The following is a 19,040-nucleotide window of genomic DNA, read 5'->3' as shown; positions in this document are numbered from 1 at the left end:
AGCGCCAGAGCAGTCTGGAGGTTAATTCCATGTTATTCCAGGTTGGTCTTGCGCTTGTCGTCGTAGAACTCGAAGCCACTCATGAGTATAAGCTATTCATTTTTTGTTCATTTCACAAGATGAACAGGGGGGGGCCGTAAATTGCTCGGCTTGATCAAGCCAACCCAGTAGGACATTGAAGAAATAGGAAATTTTACATCCCGCCAAACGGTTATTCCCCACGTTCTCAGCCGCTTACCAAACAACAGACGACAGGTGAGATATTTTCTCTTTGGCGTTGCCCGGTCATTCAGCCGACCGGCATCCGCACCGCCGCCAGCGGCAGCAGGAAGGTGAAGGTGGTACCGCCACCCGGTATGGACTCGACTTGAATCTCACCTTTCTGCAGGCTCATGATGCGCTTGGCGATGGCCAGTCCGAGGCCGGCGTGTTCGCCGGAGGTACGCTTTTTGGCAGATTGGTAGAAGGGGTCGAAGATGTGGGGCAGGTCTTCGGGGTTGATGCCGCAACCGGTATCCTTGACGGCGATGGCGACGCCATGTTCTTCAGCCCGGAGGTCGAGCCGTATGCTGCCCCCCTTGCCGGTGTGGGTGAAGGCGTTTTCGATCAGGTTTTCCAACACCCGCTCGGTCAGGCCGATATCGGCATAGACAAACGGCAACGCCGGGGGCGGGTTCATGCCGAGTTGAATCTGTTGCTGTTCGGCGCGTAGTTGATATTTCTGCACGACGTCCTGTACCAGCTCAGCCGGTTGAAATGGTTCGCAATGGGGTTGGGTCTCGCGGGCATCCAGGCTGGCCAGTTCAAACAGTTCGGCCACCTGTTTCGAGAGTCGTTGTGCCTGGCGAAGCGCAATGGCGGTATATTCCTGTCGCTCGGCTTCGGCCATCTCGCCCCCTTTCAGCTCGAGCGATTCCATGTAGCCCAGCATGGAGGCGAGCGGGGTTCTCAGATCATGTGAAACCTGCGCCACCAGTTTGCGTCGCAGGCTGTCCTGCTCCTTCAGTTGTTCCAACTGTTGCTGAATATGTTCCGCCATCTGGTCAAAGGTGAGACCGAGCTGGTCCACTTCATCGCTCGGTCGTGCCTGTGCCAGCAGATAGGGTTGATGCGAGATAAAATTGCTCTGATGAAAGCTCGCCATCAGATTGGAGAGCCGGTGCAGCCGGCGGGTCAGCAGCCGGAGTACGATCAACCCAACCAGCAGGCCCAGGCCGAGGCTGACCACCACCGCCCAACCGCTAAGGCGCAGGAAATAGCTCTCCCTGATCATCTTGTCGACCGAGTCGAACTCCTCGCCTCGCAGCACCACGTAGAGATAGCCTTCCGGATGATCGGTCGTGGGGACCGGGGTGACGGAGAATGCCTTCTGGCCATCATGACTGCGTGGATCGTCACCCAGTAGCGGATACTCTTCGGCCCCCTCCAGGAAGGCCAGCAACGGCCCCAGCGAAACATGATTGCGTTTCACCTTACCCGGGTCGGCCGAGTAGGAGAGTATCTTCCCGTCAAGGTCCAGCAGATAGATCTCGATGCTGGGATTGATCACCATGTATTGATGGAAGGTCTCTTTTAATGCCTCCTGGTTGAGTCTACCCTCCGCCACCAGATTGCGATCCGCCACCAGGTTTCTGGCCAGCCCCTTGTTGAAGGATTGATTGACTTCCTGAAGGTAATACTTAGTGGCGGTAGTACTGATGACGGCATACAGCAGTCCGATGGTGACAAACAACACCACCAGTCCGACTGCCAGTTTTGCATAGAGTGTCCTCAGCATGTTTCGGCAAACTTGTAGCCGACACCCCATACCGTCAGGATGTATTTCGGATTGGCCGGGTCGGCCTCGATCTTGGTGCGCAATCGGTTGATATGGGTGTTGACGGTATGCTCGTAACCTTCGTGGTTATAGCCCCAGACCGAATCCAGCAGCTGTATGCGTGAGTAGACGGAGCCGGGGTTGCTGGCAAAGTGCAGCAGCAGATCGAACTCACGGGCGGTCAGCTCCACCGGTTCCCCCCGCACCTGTACCTGGTGGCGCGTTACATCAATAACGATATCGCCACGGTCGATGATCGCCTGCGCCGGTTTGGTCTCTTTCGATGCGGTGAGTGCTTCCGTTCTTCGAAACAACGCCTTGATACGGGCCTGCAGTTCCAGCACGCTGAATGGTTTGGTGAGGTAATCATCCGCCCCCATCTCCAGACCCAGAACACGGTCCAGTTCGGAAGACTTTGCAGTGAGCATCAGGATCGGCACATAGCCTTCGGATTTGCGGATTTCACGGCAGACAGCAAGGCCATCCATGCCGGGCAGCATCAGATCCAGCACCACCAGATCATAATGATCTTTTTTAAATGCAGCGATCCCTTCATTGCCATTGCCGATAATGTGACCCTGGCAGTCAATATCATTCAGATGGAGCTGCACCAGGCGCGCGATATCCGGGTCATCTTCGATAATCAGCACTTGATGGGTCATGGGTAATGCTCACTCTGCCGCTTGCGCTGGAAACATGATACATGGCCTGCCGCCGGGTGACTAATGGTTGAACGTTGTCGCCCCCGCGCCTATTTGTTGGGTTACGCCCTTTGGGCTAGCCCAACCTACCCGGTTGTTCCTGGCAGGGATGGATGTTGACTCGGGTTCAAGCAGCAACGTGCAGGGGCGGCTTGAAATGCGCAATTTTCGATCATACCGCCCCTGCTCTGTTCCGCATGCAATGTCCGATTGTTGGGTTACGCCCTTCGGGCTAACCCAACCTACCGGGCTCCACATACAATGTCCGATTGGAGTCTGGACTATTTTTTCATCTTGTCATCCATCATCGGTTTCTCTTCCATCTTGTCCATCTTGTCATCCATCATCGGCTTATTGTCCATTTTATCCATCTTGTCATCCATCATCGGCTTTTTATCCATCTTGTCCATTGTGTCGGCCATCATGGGCTGTGCGACGCCCATGACCGGATGACCAGCGCCATCCTTGACCATGCCGCCGGCAGTGACAGCACTTACGACAGATATCAGCATAGCCATAGAACAGATTTTCAGTACTGTGGTTTTCTTCAACATAACGTTCTCCCTGAGAGGTATTGTTCGCCCTTCGGCACAATCACCAGCAATGACGGGCAACATTGGTCCCTGCGGCTGGCTTGAGGTTATTTAACAGCGGAGAGATCCAGCCGACATCACGGAAAGCTAACGATTTGATAACAGTTGAACCGATGGATCGGCAGTGGCCGCGACCGGCGGGTAGTGCGCCGGTCTGGCGGCCCTGGGACAGGCCGCCTGCGGAGCGGTACGGATTGCTGGTGGACGAACGGCCTGCAGGAGCTGCTTGAGCTGCGATCCCCCTTCGCGACTGAAGCCGCTCTACGGGGATAATTTCAACGGAGTTCGAGCCGACCAAAAACCCGGGGAGATCGGATGACCGTTCGTCACACGTCCGACTTCAGCAGCGACCCCACACCCGCCACAACCACCGACATCATGGCGAAGTCCACCGAAGTCCGCGCCTTCAGATCGGCAATCATTTTCAGATGCCGGTCATAGGCGAAGCGGTATTCATCCGCCCACTGCTCGATCATTTTCCTGGCGCTTTTCTGTTTCTTTACGGTAACCAGTATCTGCGCCGTGAGATCCCGCTGATGCTTGTTCAGGGTGTCGATCAGGCGGGTCTTGGCCATACTGTGCCAATGGGTCTGCACGGCAAGCCTGGAGATCTGATCCCGCACCCAGTGAAACTCCAGAGTGGACCCGAGATTGTAATAGAGCGACGCGACGACTTGAATCTCCCGCTTGCGCTGCTTCGCCACCTCCACCAGATCCATGGCCGACGAAAGCATTACAATACGGCTCACCTGCTGCGCCACTTCCCGGGGAACCCCGGCATTCAGGTAATATTTGATCTGACGATTGAGTGCCAGCCGGTCCTTGGAGGCCAGTGGTTTCGGCATCTGTTCCAGCAACTCCTGAACGCCATCCTGGAAGTAATCCACCAGGTCCCGTACCACAATTCTGTTCTGCCGCGCACGCAGTATCCAGAGTACGCTCTGCTCAATCAAGCGGGCGATCATGCGCATCATCTCCATCTGCACCGAGGTCGCTACCTGATTATCCAGCGCTTCGATATCACGCCATAATTCATCCGTGGAGAAAATCTTGCTGGCAGCCAGATAGGAACGGGTCACACCGGCAATATTGGTGCCGACCTCTTCACGCACCCGAAAGCCGAAACCGGGGCCAATGTGTTCCACAATGCTGTTGGTCAGATGGGTGGAGATGATCTCCCGCTTCAACTGATGCGCTCGCATCTCTTTACTGAAACGCTCACCCAGCACCGCAGGGAAATACTCGATCAACTCGGTTTCGAGAAATTCATCATCCGGAATATCCGAGTGGATCAGGGCCTCGAAGTAAGTCATCTTGCTGTAGGCGAGCAGTACCGCCACTTCCGGCTTGGTCAGGCCGCGCTTGGCGGCCTGCCGTTCAGCGATCACTTTCTTACTGGGCAGGTGTTCCAGCTCACGATTGAGTCGTCCCTCGCTCTCCAGAAAATCGATGAAGCGGGCGTGCTCATTGAGGCGTTCCGGCGCTTCGGATACGACCATGCTGATCGCTTGGGTCTGGGCGTAGTTGTCCGCCAGTACCAGCTCGGCCACCTCGTCGGTCATCTCCGCCAGCAGCTTATTGCGCTGTTTCTCGGTCATGTCGCCATTGGCGACGATCTGGCCCAGCAGGATCTTGATATTGACCTCATGGTCGGAGCAGTCGACGCCGGCCGAGTTGTCGATGGCATCTGTATAGATCAGGCCGCCCTTGATGGAAAACTCAACCCGTCCCAGTTGGGTAACGCCCAGGTTGCCACCCTCGCCCACCACCTTGCAACGCAGCTCATTGCCATCCACCCGCAGGGCATCGTTGGCCTTGTCACCCACATCCTCATGGCTCTCCAGTTCGGATTTGATATAGGTCCCGATACCACCATTCCAGATCAGGTCAACCGGCGACTTGAGTAGCAGGTTGATCAATTCTGTGGGGGTCATCTTGTCGACCTTGGCGCCGGTCATCGCCTTCACTTCATCGGTCAGAGCGATGGACTTGGCACTGCGCGGGAAGATACCACCTCCTTTTGATATCAGCTTTTTGTCGTAATCTGTCCAACTGGAGCGCGGTAATTTGAATAATCGCTCCCGCTCCTTGAAAGTGACTTCCGGATCGGGATCCGGGTCCAGGAAGATGTGCATGTGATTGAATGCCGCCACCAGCTTGATATGCTGGGAAAGCAACATGCCGTTGCCGAACACATCCCCGGACATGTCGCCAATGCCCAGCACCCGGAAGTCCGTAGTCTGGATATTTACCCCCAGTTCACGAAAATTGCGCTTGACCGACTCCCAGGCGCCACGGGCGGTGATACCCATCTTTTTATGGTCATAGCCGACCGAACCACCGGAAGCAAAGGCATCGCCCAGCCAGTAGCCATAGGCATCGGCCACACCGTTGGCGATGTCCGAGAAGGTGGCGGTGCCCTTGTCCGCCGCCACCACCAGGTAGGGATCATCCTCGTCATAGCGCACTACATCAACGGGCGGCACGACGGCTCCACTCTTCAGGTTGTCGGTGATATCCAGCATCCCCTTAAGCAGGGTGCGATAACAGAACACCACCTCCTCCATCATCTGTTCACGCGCCAGGCCATCCAGTGGGCGCTTGACTATAAATCCACCCTTGGAGCCAACCGGCACGATCACCGTATTCTTCACCATCTGCGCCTTCATCAGACCCAGCACTTCGGTACGGAAGTCCTCCATCCGGTCAGACCAGCGCAGCCCGCCACGGGCCACCTTGCCACCGCGCAGATGCACCCCTTCCATACGAGAGGAGAAGACGAAGATCTCGAACATCGGCATCGGCAGGGGCATGCCGCTTACCTGGCGCGGATCAACCTTGAATGAAATATAGGACTTGGTCTCGCCATCAGCATCCCGCTGGAAAAAATTACTGCGCAGGGTGGATTGGATAATGTTTACATAACTGCGCAAAATCCGGTCCTGATCCAGGCTGGCCACTGCCTCAAGCAGCGACTCGATCTTCTGCAGGATAGAGTCAATCTGCGTCGCCTTGGCCTTGCTTTTCGGATTAAACTTTAAGTTGAACAGGTCCACCAGCAGCCGGGTGATCTCTGCATTGCGGGTCAGGCTCTCAATAATGTAGGAGCGGCTGAAGGGGAATTTTATCTGCTTGAAATAGCGCGCATAGGCACGCAACAGCACCACCTCTTTCCATTGCAGCCCGGCATCCAGAACCAGTTGATTGAAGCCGTCATTGTCGACTTCGCCCTCCCATACCTTGAGAAACGCCTCCTGGAACAGCCGACTGCTCTCCTCGGTCAATCGCTCCTGGCCGCCGGAATAACTCATGGAGAAGTCATGAATCCAGACATGCCCGGAGGGGTGGCGGATGCGGTACGGCCGTTCACCGAATACCGTCAGCCCCATGTTCTCCAGGATCGGTATCACATCCGAGAGCGGCACCGGATTGGTCGCGGAGTAAAGCCGGCAATGTACATACTCGGAGGATTCGAGTATCGGCCGGTAGAAATTAAGATCCAGCTCACCAGTCTCGCGCGCCCGTTCAATCCTGGCCACATCTGTCGCTGCAGTACGTGGATAAAAATCCTCGCGAAATCCGCTTGGAAAGGCGTTTGCATAGGCTTTGTAATACTCCGAACCCCTCGCCTCGCCATATTGTTCATTCAGTGCCGTATGCAGTTCATCCCGCCAGGTGGTGGTTGCATTGATCACCAGTGGCTCCAGCTCTTCCAGACTGTATTCCATTTCACTGTCTGGTGACGTGTGAATAATCAGGTGAATACGCGCCAGGGTCGATTCGGTGAACAGGGTACTGAACTCCACCTCGATTCCGTTCATGGCCCTCACCAATACCTTCTGGATACGCAATCTCAACTCCCTCGAATAGCGCTCCCTGGGCAGATAAATCAGACAGGAATAGAATCGCTTGAACAGATCCCTGGAAACAAACAGGCGTGTGCGCTGCCGCTCCTGCAAACCAAGAATGCCCATGGCCAAGCGTTCCAATTCATCCACCGGCGTCTGGAACAGTGCATCACGGGGAAAGGTGGTGAGAATATTTTCCAGGGCCTTACCTGAATGGCTGGAAGCGGAGAGACCGGAGCGGCTGATTACCTCGCGGGTCTTCTGTCGCAACAATGGAATATCCTTTGGCGGACTGTTGTAGGCTACCGAGGTAAAGAGACCCAGCAGGCAATAGAGGCCATCCACTTCACCGTGACTGTTGAAACGCTTGATGCCGATAAAATCCATGTAGGCGGGCCGATGCACTGTGGACCTGGCATTGGACTTGGTCACCACCAGGAATTCCTGTGCGGCGATATAAGCCTTACCGCCCCCAACCGGTATCACCGCCCCCGCCTGTTGATCATTCAGACAGGACTCCTGAAAGAGGCCGAGCTGGGAGGACTTATCCAGTTGCAGTCTCGGTGTACCCGCCTTGTCGACAAGGTCAAACTCGCAATAGGCGAGAAAGGTAAAGTGGTCGTCTTCAATCCATTTGAGGAACTCACAGGATTCCGCTTGCCGGGCCGCATCTACGGGCAGTTTCTCTTTAGACAGAATCTCCCGTATCACTGTGGCCCGCTGTTTCATCGGTTCCCAGTCGGTATTGGCGTAAGTCACATCACGGATCACATCGCGAATCATTTTTTCCAGTGCATGAAGCACATCGGCGGAGAGCTGTTTTTCCACCTGGAAATGGATCAACGACTCCACTTCACCACCCTCGTCGCCCAGTGACCTGATCTCCTGCAAATGTCCGAGTTGATCACGAACAGTGCGGATCAGGGGATGTATCGTAAGATGGATGGTCAAGCCAGCCCGATTGAGGCCCATGGATAGTGAGTCCACCAGGAAAACCCGATCGGTGGTGACAATCTCGATGATGGTATGGGGAGACTGCCATCCATGCTCTTCAAAACTGGGGTTATAGACCCGCACCGAAGGCGTGGCTCCCGTCCGCACCCTTAGCAGTTGCCAGTGAGCAATAACCGCACCCACCAGATCGGCAATTGCCGTTGATTCCAGGTCTGATACCGGTATATGCCGATAATAAAAGCCCAGCATCTGTTCGATCTGGGCGCGGTCCTTTTTGTTGAATCTGGAATCAGGATAGCCAGCGAGGTTATCCATCATTTGCTGCAGCAGGGTATTCCCCTTGTGTCTCGTCATTTCCTATTTCCAATGCGGTTGGCGGATTGCATGCATCGAGGCCGACAATAACCCGACGCTGTTTTTATTATCACAGCTTAGTTTAAACTTAGCGCAGGGCAGGCACTTTATCCAGATATATCAATAGAAAGGAACAGCTATCTTTATCAATCTCTACTGATTGTTGGCCCAACAGTTACAACCACACTCACCCAGGCTCATTGCCCCGCCCCGACCCGGTCCCGAAACAGCACCGGCACCAGCCGTCCATGCACGGCACGCCATGAAATCAGCGCCAGATAGGTCATGCCGGCCACGGCCAATACCAGGAGAATCCACTCGCCGGCGTCGAGCAATTCATACTTTCTGAAACGATAGGTGGTGACCAACTTCAGCTCGCTCGACTTGACCAATGCGACACCGATATGGAGTAGCACATAACCTTCCAGGGGTAACACGACCCAGCCGAACAGGGGAATCAGCCATACCGTGGCCAGGCTGAACAGCAGAATCAGCAGGGGGACAAAGATATCCAGACCGGTAATATCATTCATGGCAAACAGCGGCAGGCAGGCGGCCACCACCAGCGCGGTCGCCAGCAGCGCTTCGGGCAGTGGTGAACGTGATGCAGCCGCGCTCGCCGTGGTATTTTGCGAGGCGAGCCGGCTTTCCACGCGCCGCTTCACCGCCTCATAGTTCTCTTCGCTGCAGTAGAGCTGCAGCAGATCACGCCACTGGTTCCTGATAACGATGGTGCGTTGCTTCGGATGGTAGCGGGCCTCACAGACGCCGCTCCAGGCAAGGTCGACCCGCTCATTGCTCACTGCCAGGAGTCCGGCGCCGGCCGTGCGGGGACTGGCGCCCAGGGCACCGGCCACCACCGCCATGCGCGCCAGGGTACGAGCACGGCTGTCCAGACTCTCATAGACTATGCCCTTGTCGGTGAGGGTGAAGCGGGCATGGAAGCGGTTGCCAAACAACAGCAACATGATCAGCAGCCCCAGCAGGGTCAGACCGGTAATCGCCAGGGCAAATCCGACTGCCAGCATCGGTAACGCTTCCGGTTCACCAGTGCCGATGAAAATCGCCGCCATGATAAGCATGGCAATCAGATAGGTGGCTCCCATTGCCTTGAACCAGGCCTTTAGCACCAGTGGGTTGGTTACCAAGGGAAAGTGTATCTCCCATGAGAGGTCGGGATTATTGTTGGACAAGGTACACCTCACTCATTCTGCTACGATTGCTGTTAGCGCTGCGGGATTGGTTATCCATGCCCCGTTCAACCTTCACTGCCTTGACCCACTCCAGGAGGCACTCTTATTCACCGGGGCATCACAATAACTCCACTGGCCCTTGAAGCTGTTGCCACTAAATGTCCAATGGATACGTCCCCAGTAATAGCGCCCATCCTTCTTGGTTTTACATTTGTGGGAGGAGTTGTTCTCTATCCAGTACCCATCCAGCACGCCGGATTTGATCGTACCGATGAGGGTTCCGCCATCAACCGGATAGGTGCCCTTCACCTGATCCCCGTTTTGCGTGAAGGTGATGGTCCCCTCCGTGGACTTCCAGATTCCATTGATACCATTGGCAGCTTCTGCTATTCCACCAGCGCTCCCGGGAAGCTCATGATCCTTAGTCCCACTCCAGGGTTTCGACTTGTCCGTAGGGTCGGCATCACAGTAGCTCCAGATTCCGCTCATTTTGCCGTCTTTGATCTCCAAGCGGAGACGACCCCAGTGATAGCGACCATCCAATGCAGTCTTGCAGCGCACTGAAGCACTGTTTTCGCTCCAGTAGCCGTCAAATACACCTGATTGATAGGTTCCCTTGATCTTGCCGCCATCGGCATTGTAACTGCCTTCCACCTGGTCACCACGTTGCAGCAGTGTCATAACCCCTTCCGTGGTTTTCCAGACACCGGACATCAGGGCCGCCCTTTCAGACGCAGTCAACTCGGCTAGCGGTGGATCTTTCTGTTGCTGTTCGCGCAGCATCTTTTCGGCGAAGGCTATGCGGCTGTTTGCCTCTTTAGCGTGGGAAGGTGACAACTCTCGTTGTTGAGACTGCCGGGCATTCTCCAGCATCTTCTGCCAATCCTTCTTTTTAAAACTCCAGGAATTGATTTTATCCACTTGCTCCATAAACTTGTTATACGCCTGCAGCGCCTTATTGAACTCATCACTGACACGTCGCGAAAGCGGGTTGACTATCTGCCCGGGCATTTCGGCGTGCAGTTTCTCCATCTGCAACAGCGCCTTGTGGGCGGACCAGACCTTATCCGCAGCAATCAGCCGGTCAAACTCAGCCGCCTTGGCTTCCACCGCTGGCCAGGACTTGGCAAAACGTTTCGCCTTTGCCAGTTTTTCCTGCGCATCTTTGTCTGCGGGGTTCAGACGCACAGAGACCTCCAGATCCTGCATGCCCTTATCGAAGTCCCTTTCATAGGTAGCCGCCCAGCCACTGAGTTTCGCCTTATGGGCAATCTGCTTCGCTGCCGGCGCCGCGAGCTTGGGTGCAAACTTTTCGGCTTCCCGCACGGCGCGTTCCGCCGCCGGCATATTGCCGGATGCGGCCTGCTGATTCGCCTCATCCAGCCCTTTTTTGGCCTTGTCCTCGGGACCATCGCCCCTTGGTCCATCGGCAGGTTTGTCTGTATCAGGCTTTTTATCAGGCAAAGGCTTGTCGGCAGGCTTATTCCCTCTTGGATCTTTCGCCTTGTCTTTTCCTGTGGGCGCAGGGGTCAGCTTGATCACCGTGAGTGAAACCTCCGCCTCACCCAGTTTCCGACCATCCTTGTCCAATGCGATCACCGTTGCGTTGATGTCACCCGGTTCACTGCGGGATACGGTAGGAGACTGGGATGCCGGATTGCTCAGACTGGTACCCTCATTGACCGCCCACTGCCAGCGTATGACATCCGGTTTTGTGCCACCCTGTAGTTCCGCCTTCAGGGTGATGCGATCAAACACCGCACGCGACCCGTGCGGTATCGGTTTCAATCCGCCTTTTGCCGGGTCCCAGGTCATCGGTTGATTGGGCAATTGCACAACCCAGGCTTTGACACTGTAGGCCACACCGGTATAGCTCGATTCGATTTCACCAATCTCGTCACCATGCACCGGCACGCGTGCCAGGGCTTTCAGCTTGATGGGTTGGGTATCCTTGATCGTGAAGCTGATTCGATTGCCGTTGGGGCCAATTTCCAGACGGTTGGATGAGGCCGGGTCAAACCAGCGATAGTCGATCAGCCGTTCAGGCACGGACGGTTTGGCATGCAGTGTCGCCAACACCTGCTGACCGACATAGGCCTGACCATTCTGCGGTTCAAAGGTGACGGTAAACGCCGGCGGAATAACTTGCACGGTCTCCTGATCACACTCGCCGACGGTTTGGTAACTCCCCTCGATCGCCTGCAACAGTTCACACCAGATCTTTACCTCACCCATGCGGTCATAGGTAACGGTGGTCTGTCCATTAAAACTGTCCGGCGGGTCAAAGGTGAGCCCGGGCTCTGACTGCCAGATCACCTTATATTCGGCCATCGGCGGGGGCAGCGCTTCTTCCTCTTCATCGGGTGGCGATACGTAGCTATCGCTCAGGATCTCTTTCGGTGCCGCACTGCTTGCCGCCATGGTGGCATGTACCGAGGTATCCACACAGAAAGGGTTATCCGGCTTGGCACAATGATCGATCTCCGGCGCTTGCACGCCTTGATCAAAGGCGTTCAGGGCCGCTGTACTGCCATAGAACACATTGCCCTTGAGTCCTTTGATCTTGATCGCGGAAGGCGCTACCCGAACCGTCGTCACGCCCTCTCCGCTGTTACCTTCGGCATCCGTCACCGTGACAGAGACGCTCCAGTCACCGGCCCATGAAGGGGTCAGCGATGCTGTGGTACCGGAGCCAGTGGCACCTGACCAGGCGTATTGGTAGGGTGGCTTTCCACCCGTAACTCCGGCAGAGAGGGTGACCGGTTTACCGACGGAGACCACCGCACTCGGCCCGGCCAGTTTCACCTTCAAAAACTCTTGTGGCTCCTTTTTCTCTTTTTCAATATCCACCGATGCACACTGACTGGTGTAGTCGACACGCGGAACTGTCGTTTGCGGATAAGGGAAAGGCAAACCATGTTTTTCAGCCAGTTGATCGACCTTTTCAAACCAGGTTTTGGATGCCGGAAAACCGGTACTGGCCATTATATGTAACTCTTGCGGCAGCTCGGTTTTCGCAATACGGATACGCTTCTGCTCATCCGAGTGTGCAAGCCGTAGACTTTTTGGCAGGCAACTCTCCTCGTAGTCATATGACTTTTTCTTGCACGCATCGGCTACCGCTGGATTGGACTCTCCACCATTATTGAAACAACGTGCAAAATAGGCTTCACGCTGTTTTTCAACCGCATCACGGAGATCGTGGTAGACCTTGTTGTCCACCTTCTCCAGTTCCCGGATATAGGGCTCCCAGGCCAGCAACCACTGCTTGGTCACATCTCGCAACTGCGCCAGATCACTACGGATAGATTGCATCCGCTTGTCCCACTCGGCCGTTCGATTGTTGCGCATATCCTTATCTTTTCGCGTCGCCTCCTCGGCATCGACCAGACGTTTCCAGTCACGCCCCTGCGGAGTGAAATCCGCTGTTGAATCCGGCGCTGTATCAGCGCGATCCTTCTCTGCCTTTTTCTCTTCCTCCTGTCTCTTTTTGGCATCGTCCTCTGGCTCCGCCTCACCTGAGAGTGGCGCTATTTTCACATAGCTTTCCGCCAGCACTTTGGCAATCTGTGGATTGTAGTGACTGGTCAGCTCGACAATCAGTTCACCTGCCCCATCAACCACGACGTTGACCTTCTCACCATAGGGAGTATCAATTTTCAATGGCCCACTGGTTTTCCAGCGCCAGAAATATTCCGCGGGCGGTGTCGCGCTGTTCAACCTGGCCGTGGCGATGGTGGTTTCGCCCAGCTTGGGGGTATAGGGCTTGAGTGCGACATCAATCTTGAGTGACTTGAGCAGACAGCCTTCCAGAGCGGCCCCCGCCTTTCCGGTCAGATAACCGGCCATCTCAAACTCGCTCATCGCCTTCTGCAGACGTATGCCCACATTGCTTGCCGTGCTTTTGTAGAGATCACGCTCATTGGAGGCGAGTGCATAGGGCATGGCCGCCATGAATGAAATCACCGCATCCGCCAGTTGCTTGGACTCGGCCTGCGCCTTGGTCAGTGCGCTGTCGGAAAGGCTGTCGCGCACATCAAGATAGCGACTGCGCGCCGTTTCATAGGCGTCATTCCAGGCGGATTCACTACTGGCAAGTTCCTTGTAGTACTCCTCGAGATTTTCCAGGAATGAGATCTTGTGCCGTATGGCGGCCAGAATGGCGTAGGCGTCCTGGTGGCAACTGTTTTTCGGGTCATAGCCGCCCCTGGCGCGGAAACCGAGGTCCTTGATCAGCCCGGTGACTTTCTCGACCACACTCTTGTGACCGTTGTCGATCATCGCCGCCAGCTTGCTGATCCGTGGCTTATCAAACTCGGGATAGCCGGTCAGAAACCAGTTCGCGGATTGATAGCCACCCTTGACAACCGCCAGCCTCGCCTTGATCTGTCGGACCAACCTGGCGATCTGTTGATACTCTTGCAGATAGTGTTTGTAGATTCGATAACGCGAGAGCGGCAGCGTCTCATGCTCCATGACATTCTTGATGATCTTTGTATAGGCATCGGCACTGCGTTTTGCATGAGAGACCAGAGAGTGGACATTGAGCTCGTCCTGTAACTTGATCAATGCCTGTGTGGCCTTTTCCACCTCTGCTTCATAATCCTGGGCGACGCGGCGTTCCTCCTCTGCCCAGGTTTTCAATTGTGCCAGGGTCTGATTGAGTGCCTGTGTGCGTATCTGGTAATACTCCCGGAACAGGAACAGCGCCGCCTTGCCGCCTTCACGATCAATCCGCAGCTTGGCATCAAACTCATCTTCCCAGATCTTGTCATTGAAAGTCGGAAACAGCACCTTCAGTGATTCGCGCAACTCTTTTATCTTGGGATACTGGGGAAAGACATACTTTTCCGCATAGTCCCGAATGGAGCCATTCAGGGTAGGTACTGACAACAACCCATCCGCCCGTTCCGATTGATAGGGTACATTGCCTTTTGTCGTGAGCAGCTCCTCATAGCTGATCTCATGGTGTCCCTGTGCCCGGTCAAACAGACCGGCCAGCACCATCGGCTGATCACCGCCCCCTTCCCAGTTACCCGACTCAATCCAGGCCTGAATCAGATCCTGTGCCTGGCTGGCATCGTAGACACCGCCGGCAATCGGTGCCGAGGCCGCTATCAGACTGGCCACCACGGCGGGAATCTGTCCACCCGGCACTACCCCCATCACACCGATGGTGACAAACAGTCCGGACTCCAGCGCCTTGGCCTTGTTGCCGGTAAACCCGGCCTCTATACCACTGAGGATGCCGTCGGCAAAATCACCCACGATAGGCAGTGCGGTGACCCAGGCATTGGCCAGCGCCAGGTTTTCATCGGCCGGCTTCATCGGCGGTGAACTGTTCAGAATGGAGTAGGTTTTATACAGGCCATTGGCCACCGAGAAGACCACATCCATGGCACCCAGATCACCCGCTTCGCCAAACTCGGCAGGCGTCAGGTCGAAGATATATTTACGTGCCTGCCGCTGCCACTGATTCAGTGTCAGCGCCTGTTTTGACAAATTCCTGCCCAGCCGCTCGGCCATGTCCGCCGCCTGATCCGGCAGCAGCTTGATACGCAGCCGGGTCTCCATCGGCAAGTTGAGTTCGGCTTCCAGCCAGCCGAGTTTCTTCAGTTCATCCGCCGGAAGCTGTGACAACTCACTGATGGTTTTGCGCACATCATCATCGGCCACACTGATCAGCGCACTGCTGCGACTGCGTTTCCAGTCGTCAATCAGCTGATCGATCGAGCCGGGCCTGGTGTCCAGCTCAAGCATGTTGACTGAACCGAGAAACAGCACTTCACTGCGTGCCTTCTGTAACTTCCTGGCCGCCTCCGCGGGCAACTCCTGTCCCTTCAACATCCGTGAGCGCAGCTCATGATAATCGGCGGGTGATATCTCGCCACTGCTGACCAGGGCACGAATCAGCCGCATGCCCACGGAGTCGACGGAGTTATCCGCGAAGATCTCCAACTGCTGGCGGATATAACGGATGGCCAGTTGGCCTGCATCACTGCCGCTGAACTCCTTCTCCAGTACACCCAGTATCTCGGCCGGTCCTTTTCCCGGCACCTGGCTCATGGCGGAGAGACCGCTGGCCAGGTCATTCAGGTCAAACTGGACCAGTTGCTTGCGAAACAGGGCTTCCAGCTCATCGGCCGATCCGGCGGCCTGGGCAAGCTTCACACTATCCAGTTCTTTAACCAGACTATCCACATCAATAATCAGCTGATTCTCGACCCATTGGTGCATGGCGCGCTGCACGCCATTTTCCACATCCAGTTCCGAGAGACCGTTCAAGGCGAGAATGGTGGAGGCCTGGTTTGGCTTTTCCGCAATGGCCCTGGCAACCAGCAACGCCTTGTTTTCAGCGTCGCCGATATGGATCAACAGGGCGGTGCTGTCCACATCCTCCCAGATGCGTTTCACATATTTGGCGGTACCCGATAGTCCGCCCTCCTCACCATGCTTGAAAAACATCGCGTAATCCGTGGCCACCTTGGCAAACTTGGCCCGTCTGCTGGTAGGCATCAGGGCAATCACCTGCTCCTGCAGCAACTCTGAAATCGCTTCAGGGCCACCGGGCTTGAGCACCCAGTTACCCGACTCGGAGACGATGCGCCGCACTTTTTCCGGGTCACCCAGGTAATCAATATTGAAAAAACGCTGACCGGCGGCGCCGCGATACATATCCTTGGCTGAGGCGGCCACCTGTGCCTCCAGGTTCTGTTGCAGGGTCTTGTTCAGGGCCTGTTTGAACTGGTCGATGGCGTTGGCATCACCCGCCTTCAGTGCAGTTCTCGCACTGGAAACCGCGTCATTGAGATCCTTGTAGGCGAAATTGGGCAGATCCGAGGTGACAATTTCCATCGCATCACTGGTCAGGCTGGCGGGAATCTTCAGTCCGTTGTTCCGTGCAGCCTTGAACAGCGGATCCCCCTCGGCCGCCGCCAACATGGCTGCCGTCTTGTCACGGATCGCACGCTCTATCCTGGCCCGCGCCTCCCGGGTATTCCCCCCCACATAGAGCACGTCTATATCGCGGGCCGGTTTGCATGAACCACTGGCCAGAAAGACATCGGCCGGCTCCCCCAGGGCTTCAGCCGCCTGCCGGGCTGACTCACCCACCAGCCGGATACGGAGATTCTGCACATCATCCTGTATCTGTTGAGGCAGTTCAGCCATGTGCTTGCCATACCAGTCAAGATCCCGGGTCAGCAGCAGCATCGCCCCTTCCATCAACGGCTGTTCAGGATGGCTTTTGACCGAGTCGAGGATAAATTGGCCCAAGTCATCGGCCTTGACCGGCAGGGCAAACAGGAACAGCAGTGGCAACAGCACGGCTGCCGCCAGACGACACTGAAACCGATGGAACATTTCGATACTCCCAAAACTAATTCTTCTTATTTGGCTTCCCTGCTAATCCTCTGAAGGATCATCGGGAGGCGTACTGCGTTGATCTCAGTGACCTGACGATTTCAATGCAACTACCAAGGGATTATCATAATATTCACGGGTTTTAAAACAAACCCTAATGTAGGTTAATCATGAAATTGCCGCCTCAACCTTGCAGTAAGACTCGCTGTCAAAACAGGGCCAATCATTCGTCCACCCGATGAGACGCAAAGATGAAACAGCAGTTACCCCGAATACTCCTCACCCTGCTTGGCCTGATTCTGATGGCCTGGGGTGTCATAACGCCCCTGGTCGGTTTATTGGGAGAGACAACCGATGCCCGGGTCATACACGTTCGAAGGCAGCTGGGCGAAAGAAATGAAGCCATCCCTAATCGCTATACCCACGTCATTAGCTACCGCTTCACCTTACCCAATCGGCAGTCTGTTGAGGGATTTTCCTACGTGCTGGGCACATCGTTTTCCATTCCGACCCTTCATGCACCCGGTCTGGTGAAGGTGCGCTATCTCCCGCTGTTCCCTCACCTCAACACCCTTGAAAGACAGGCCACACCAAACCTGGAACATCTGATCGTGGCGGGCGTCGGTTATTTGCTGGCGTTTGGTCTCTGGCGGAAAAAGAGCAGCGGGAAAGGCCGAAAACGAAAAGCGCGCGTCACAAAGAAAGCTGTGGAGAAAAAAGAGTCCTAGGCGTACTCATCCACACCCAGCATGCGACTCACCTTTTCCCGCTCTTCGGCATCTTCCAGGGTGCGGTAGGCACGCAGCGCCTGGCGGGTTTTGGCATTGATGCCGTCATCGGCAAGGTTCTGCTGATAGATCAGGCCGGCGCGAACCTCCAGACCGGCACGCTGTTCTCCGGCAGGGATGGCCGCCTTTGCGGGGGTGGATTGATCGAAACGGCGCGAGGGATCATCACCCTGACTGGCCGGTTGCACCGGTACCAGGGAACGGGCGACGGATGGGTCGAAAAAAGCGCTGCCGAGGGAATTAATCACGCGGATATCAATCTTCGGGACGGATTATCGGCCTGACAGCCAGCCCATCCCGCGATTACCCATCAGATACATGTGGGACACTATCTGTCCTCCTTCCGAATTGATACTCATCCACGGACCACTATAGCTCAAAACTCCCGCCGGCCGCTAAAGGCGTGAGAAAGTGTGCCGCCGTCCACATATTCCAGATCGCCACCCAGCGGGACGCCGTGCGCGATCCGGGTGACCCGGATTCCTCTCGCCCGTGCCATCTCACCAATATAGTGGGCGGTGGCCTCGCCTTCGACGGTCGGATTGGTCGCCAGGATCAACTCCTGGATATTACCCTCGGCCAGACGCCGGTCAAACAGATCCAGGCCAATCTCCCGGGGACCGATGCCATCCAGTGGCGACAGATGCCCCCCGAGCACGAAATAGCGCCCGCGAAAATCAGTGGCCTGTTCAATCGCAACCACCTCGGCCGGGGTCTCCACCACGCAGATCTGGGCATCATCCCGGCGGGGATTGGTGCAGAGGTTGCAGATATCGGTTTCGCTGAGGGTACGACAACGGCTGCAGTGGCCGATGCGCTCCATCGACTCACCCAACACCCGGGAGAGTAACCGCCCGCCCTCCCGGTCGCGCTCCAGCAGGTAAAACGCCATACGCTGGGCCGATTTTGGCCCCACCCCGGGCAAACAGCGCAGGGCTTCCATCAACTGCTCCAGCAGTGGACGATCAGACATGGTGACAGCAGACCCTAAAACGGCAGTTTGAAGCCGGGCGGCAGGCCCATGCCGGAGGTGACATCACTCATGCTGTTCTGGGTCTTTTCCGCTACTTTGTGTACCGCGTCGTTCATCGCCGCCGCCACCAGATCTTCCAGCATCTCCTTGTCGTCACCGACCAGAGAGTCGTCAATCTCGACCCGGCGTACCTCATGCTTGCCGTTGAGCGTGACTTTGACCAGGCCGCCGCCGGACTCACCGGTCACCTCTTCTTTGGCCAGTTGCTCCTGGGCCTTCTGCAGATCGGCCTGCATCTTCTGGGCCTGTTTCATAATGTTGCCTAAACCGCCTTTCATTCAGGTATTCCTCGATAGTATTTAAAAGTCTTACTGCTGTCCCGTTGAACTCCCTCTCCCTCAGGGAGAGGATTGGGGTGAGGGGATTATGATGAGGTAACTGTTTGTTAATTCATGCCC

General features: G+C 55.8%; 10 protein-coding genes. 1 reads left to right on the top strand and 9 read right to left on the bottom strand.

Going from position 1 to position 19,040, the window contains the following annotated elements:
- Window positions 1-289: 289 nt before the first annotated feature.
- The 6 genes from A3GO_RS0107925 to A3GO_RS0107900 all read right to left on the bottom strand — a co-directional run bounded on the left by A3GO_RS0107925 (window position 290) and on the right by A3GO_RS0107900 (window position 16,821).
- The gene (locus tag A3GO_RS0107925) at window positions 290-1,777 is read right to left on the bottom strand and encodes a sensor histidine kinase (protein ID WP_029132949.1); all 1,488 of its coding nucleotides are present in this window, start codon (window positions 1,775-1,777) and stop codon (window positions 290-292) included.
- Entirely contained in the window at window positions 1,771-2,478 is a 708-nt protein-coding gene (locus A3GO_RS0107920) for a response regulator transcription factor (RefSeq protein ID WP_029132948.1), read from the bottom strand. The genes A3GO_RS0107925 and A3GO_RS0107920 overlap by 7 nt, the downstream gene beginning before the upstream one ends.
- A gap of 320 nt (window positions 2,479-2,798) precedes the next feature.
- Window positions 2,799-3,071 carry a hypothetical protein gene (locus tag A3GO_RS0107915; protein WP_029132947.1) on the bottom strand — a complete coding sequence of 91 codons (273 nt, stop codon included), beginning with the start codon at window positions 3,069-3,071 and terminating at the stop codon, window positions 2,799-2,801.
- Between the two features lie 365 nt (window positions 3,072-3,436).
- Window positions 3,437-8,266: an NAD-glutamate dehydrogenase gene (locus tag A3GO_RS0107910; protein ID WP_029132946.1), complete on the bottom strand. Its 4,830-nt coding sequence runs from the start codon at window positions 8,264-8,266 to the stop codon at window positions 3,437-3,439.
- 197 nt (window positions 8,267-8,463) lie between these two features.
- Window positions 8,464-9,459 (bottom strand): hypothetical protein, encoded by a 996-nt coding sequence (locus A3GO_RS0107905; protein ID WP_029132945.1) that lies wholly within the window; start codon window positions 9,457-9,459, stop codon window positions 8,464-8,466.
- Between the two features lie 72 nt (window positions 9,460-9,531).
- Complete coding sequence (locus tag A3GO_RS0107900; RefSeq protein ID WP_029132944.1) at window positions 9,532-16,821, bottom strand: PKD domain-containing protein; 7,290 nt, start codon at window positions 16,819-16,821, stop codon at window positions 9,532-9,534.
- A 251-nt stretch (window positions 16,822-17,072) separates the two neighbouring features.
- On the opposite strand from A3GO_RS0107900, the gene A3GO_RS0107895 reads away from it, so the two are divergent.
- On the top strand, window positions 17,073-17,549 hold the full coding sequence (locus A3GO_RS0107895) for a hypothetical protein (RefSeq protein ID WP_029132943.1): 477 nt from the start codon (window positions 17,073-17,075) through the stop codon (window positions 17,547-17,549).
- On the opposite strand, the gene A3GO_RS0107890 is transcribed toward A3GO_RS0107895, so the two are convergent.
- From A3GO_RS0107890 to A3GO_RS0107880, 3 genes are all read right to left on the bottom strand, one after another.
- A complete protein-coding gene (locus A3GO_RS0107890) occupies window positions 17,546-17,857 on the bottom strand; it encodes a hypothetical protein (protein ID WP_051301965.1) in 312 nt (103 codons plus the stop codon). The genes A3GO_RS0107895 and A3GO_RS0107890 overlap by 4 nt on opposite strands.
- 128 nt (window positions 17,858-17,985) lie before the next feature.
- Window positions 17,986-18,582, bottom strand: coding sequence for a recombination mediator RecR (recR, locus tag A3GO_RS0107885; protein ID WP_029132941.1), 597 nt, complete (start codon window positions 18,580-18,582; stop codon window positions 17,986-17,988).
- A 14-nt stretch (window positions 18,583-18,596) separates the two neighbouring features.
- Complete coding sequence (locus A3GO_RS0107880) at window positions 18,597-18,920, bottom strand: YbaB/EbfC family nucleoid-associated protein (protein WP_029132940.1); 324 nt, start codon at window positions 18,918-18,920, stop codon at window positions 18,597-18,599.
- Between the last annotated feature and the right edge of the window lie 120 nt (window positions 18,921-19,040).

The organism is Sedimenticola selenatireducens DSM 17993 (genome assembly GCF_000428045.1).
GTDB lineage: Bacteria > Pseudomonadota > Gammaproteobacteria > Chromatiales > Chromatiaceae > Sedimenticola > Sedimenticola selenatireducens.
This window is presented reverse-complemented; position numbering and strand designations above follow the sequence as displayed.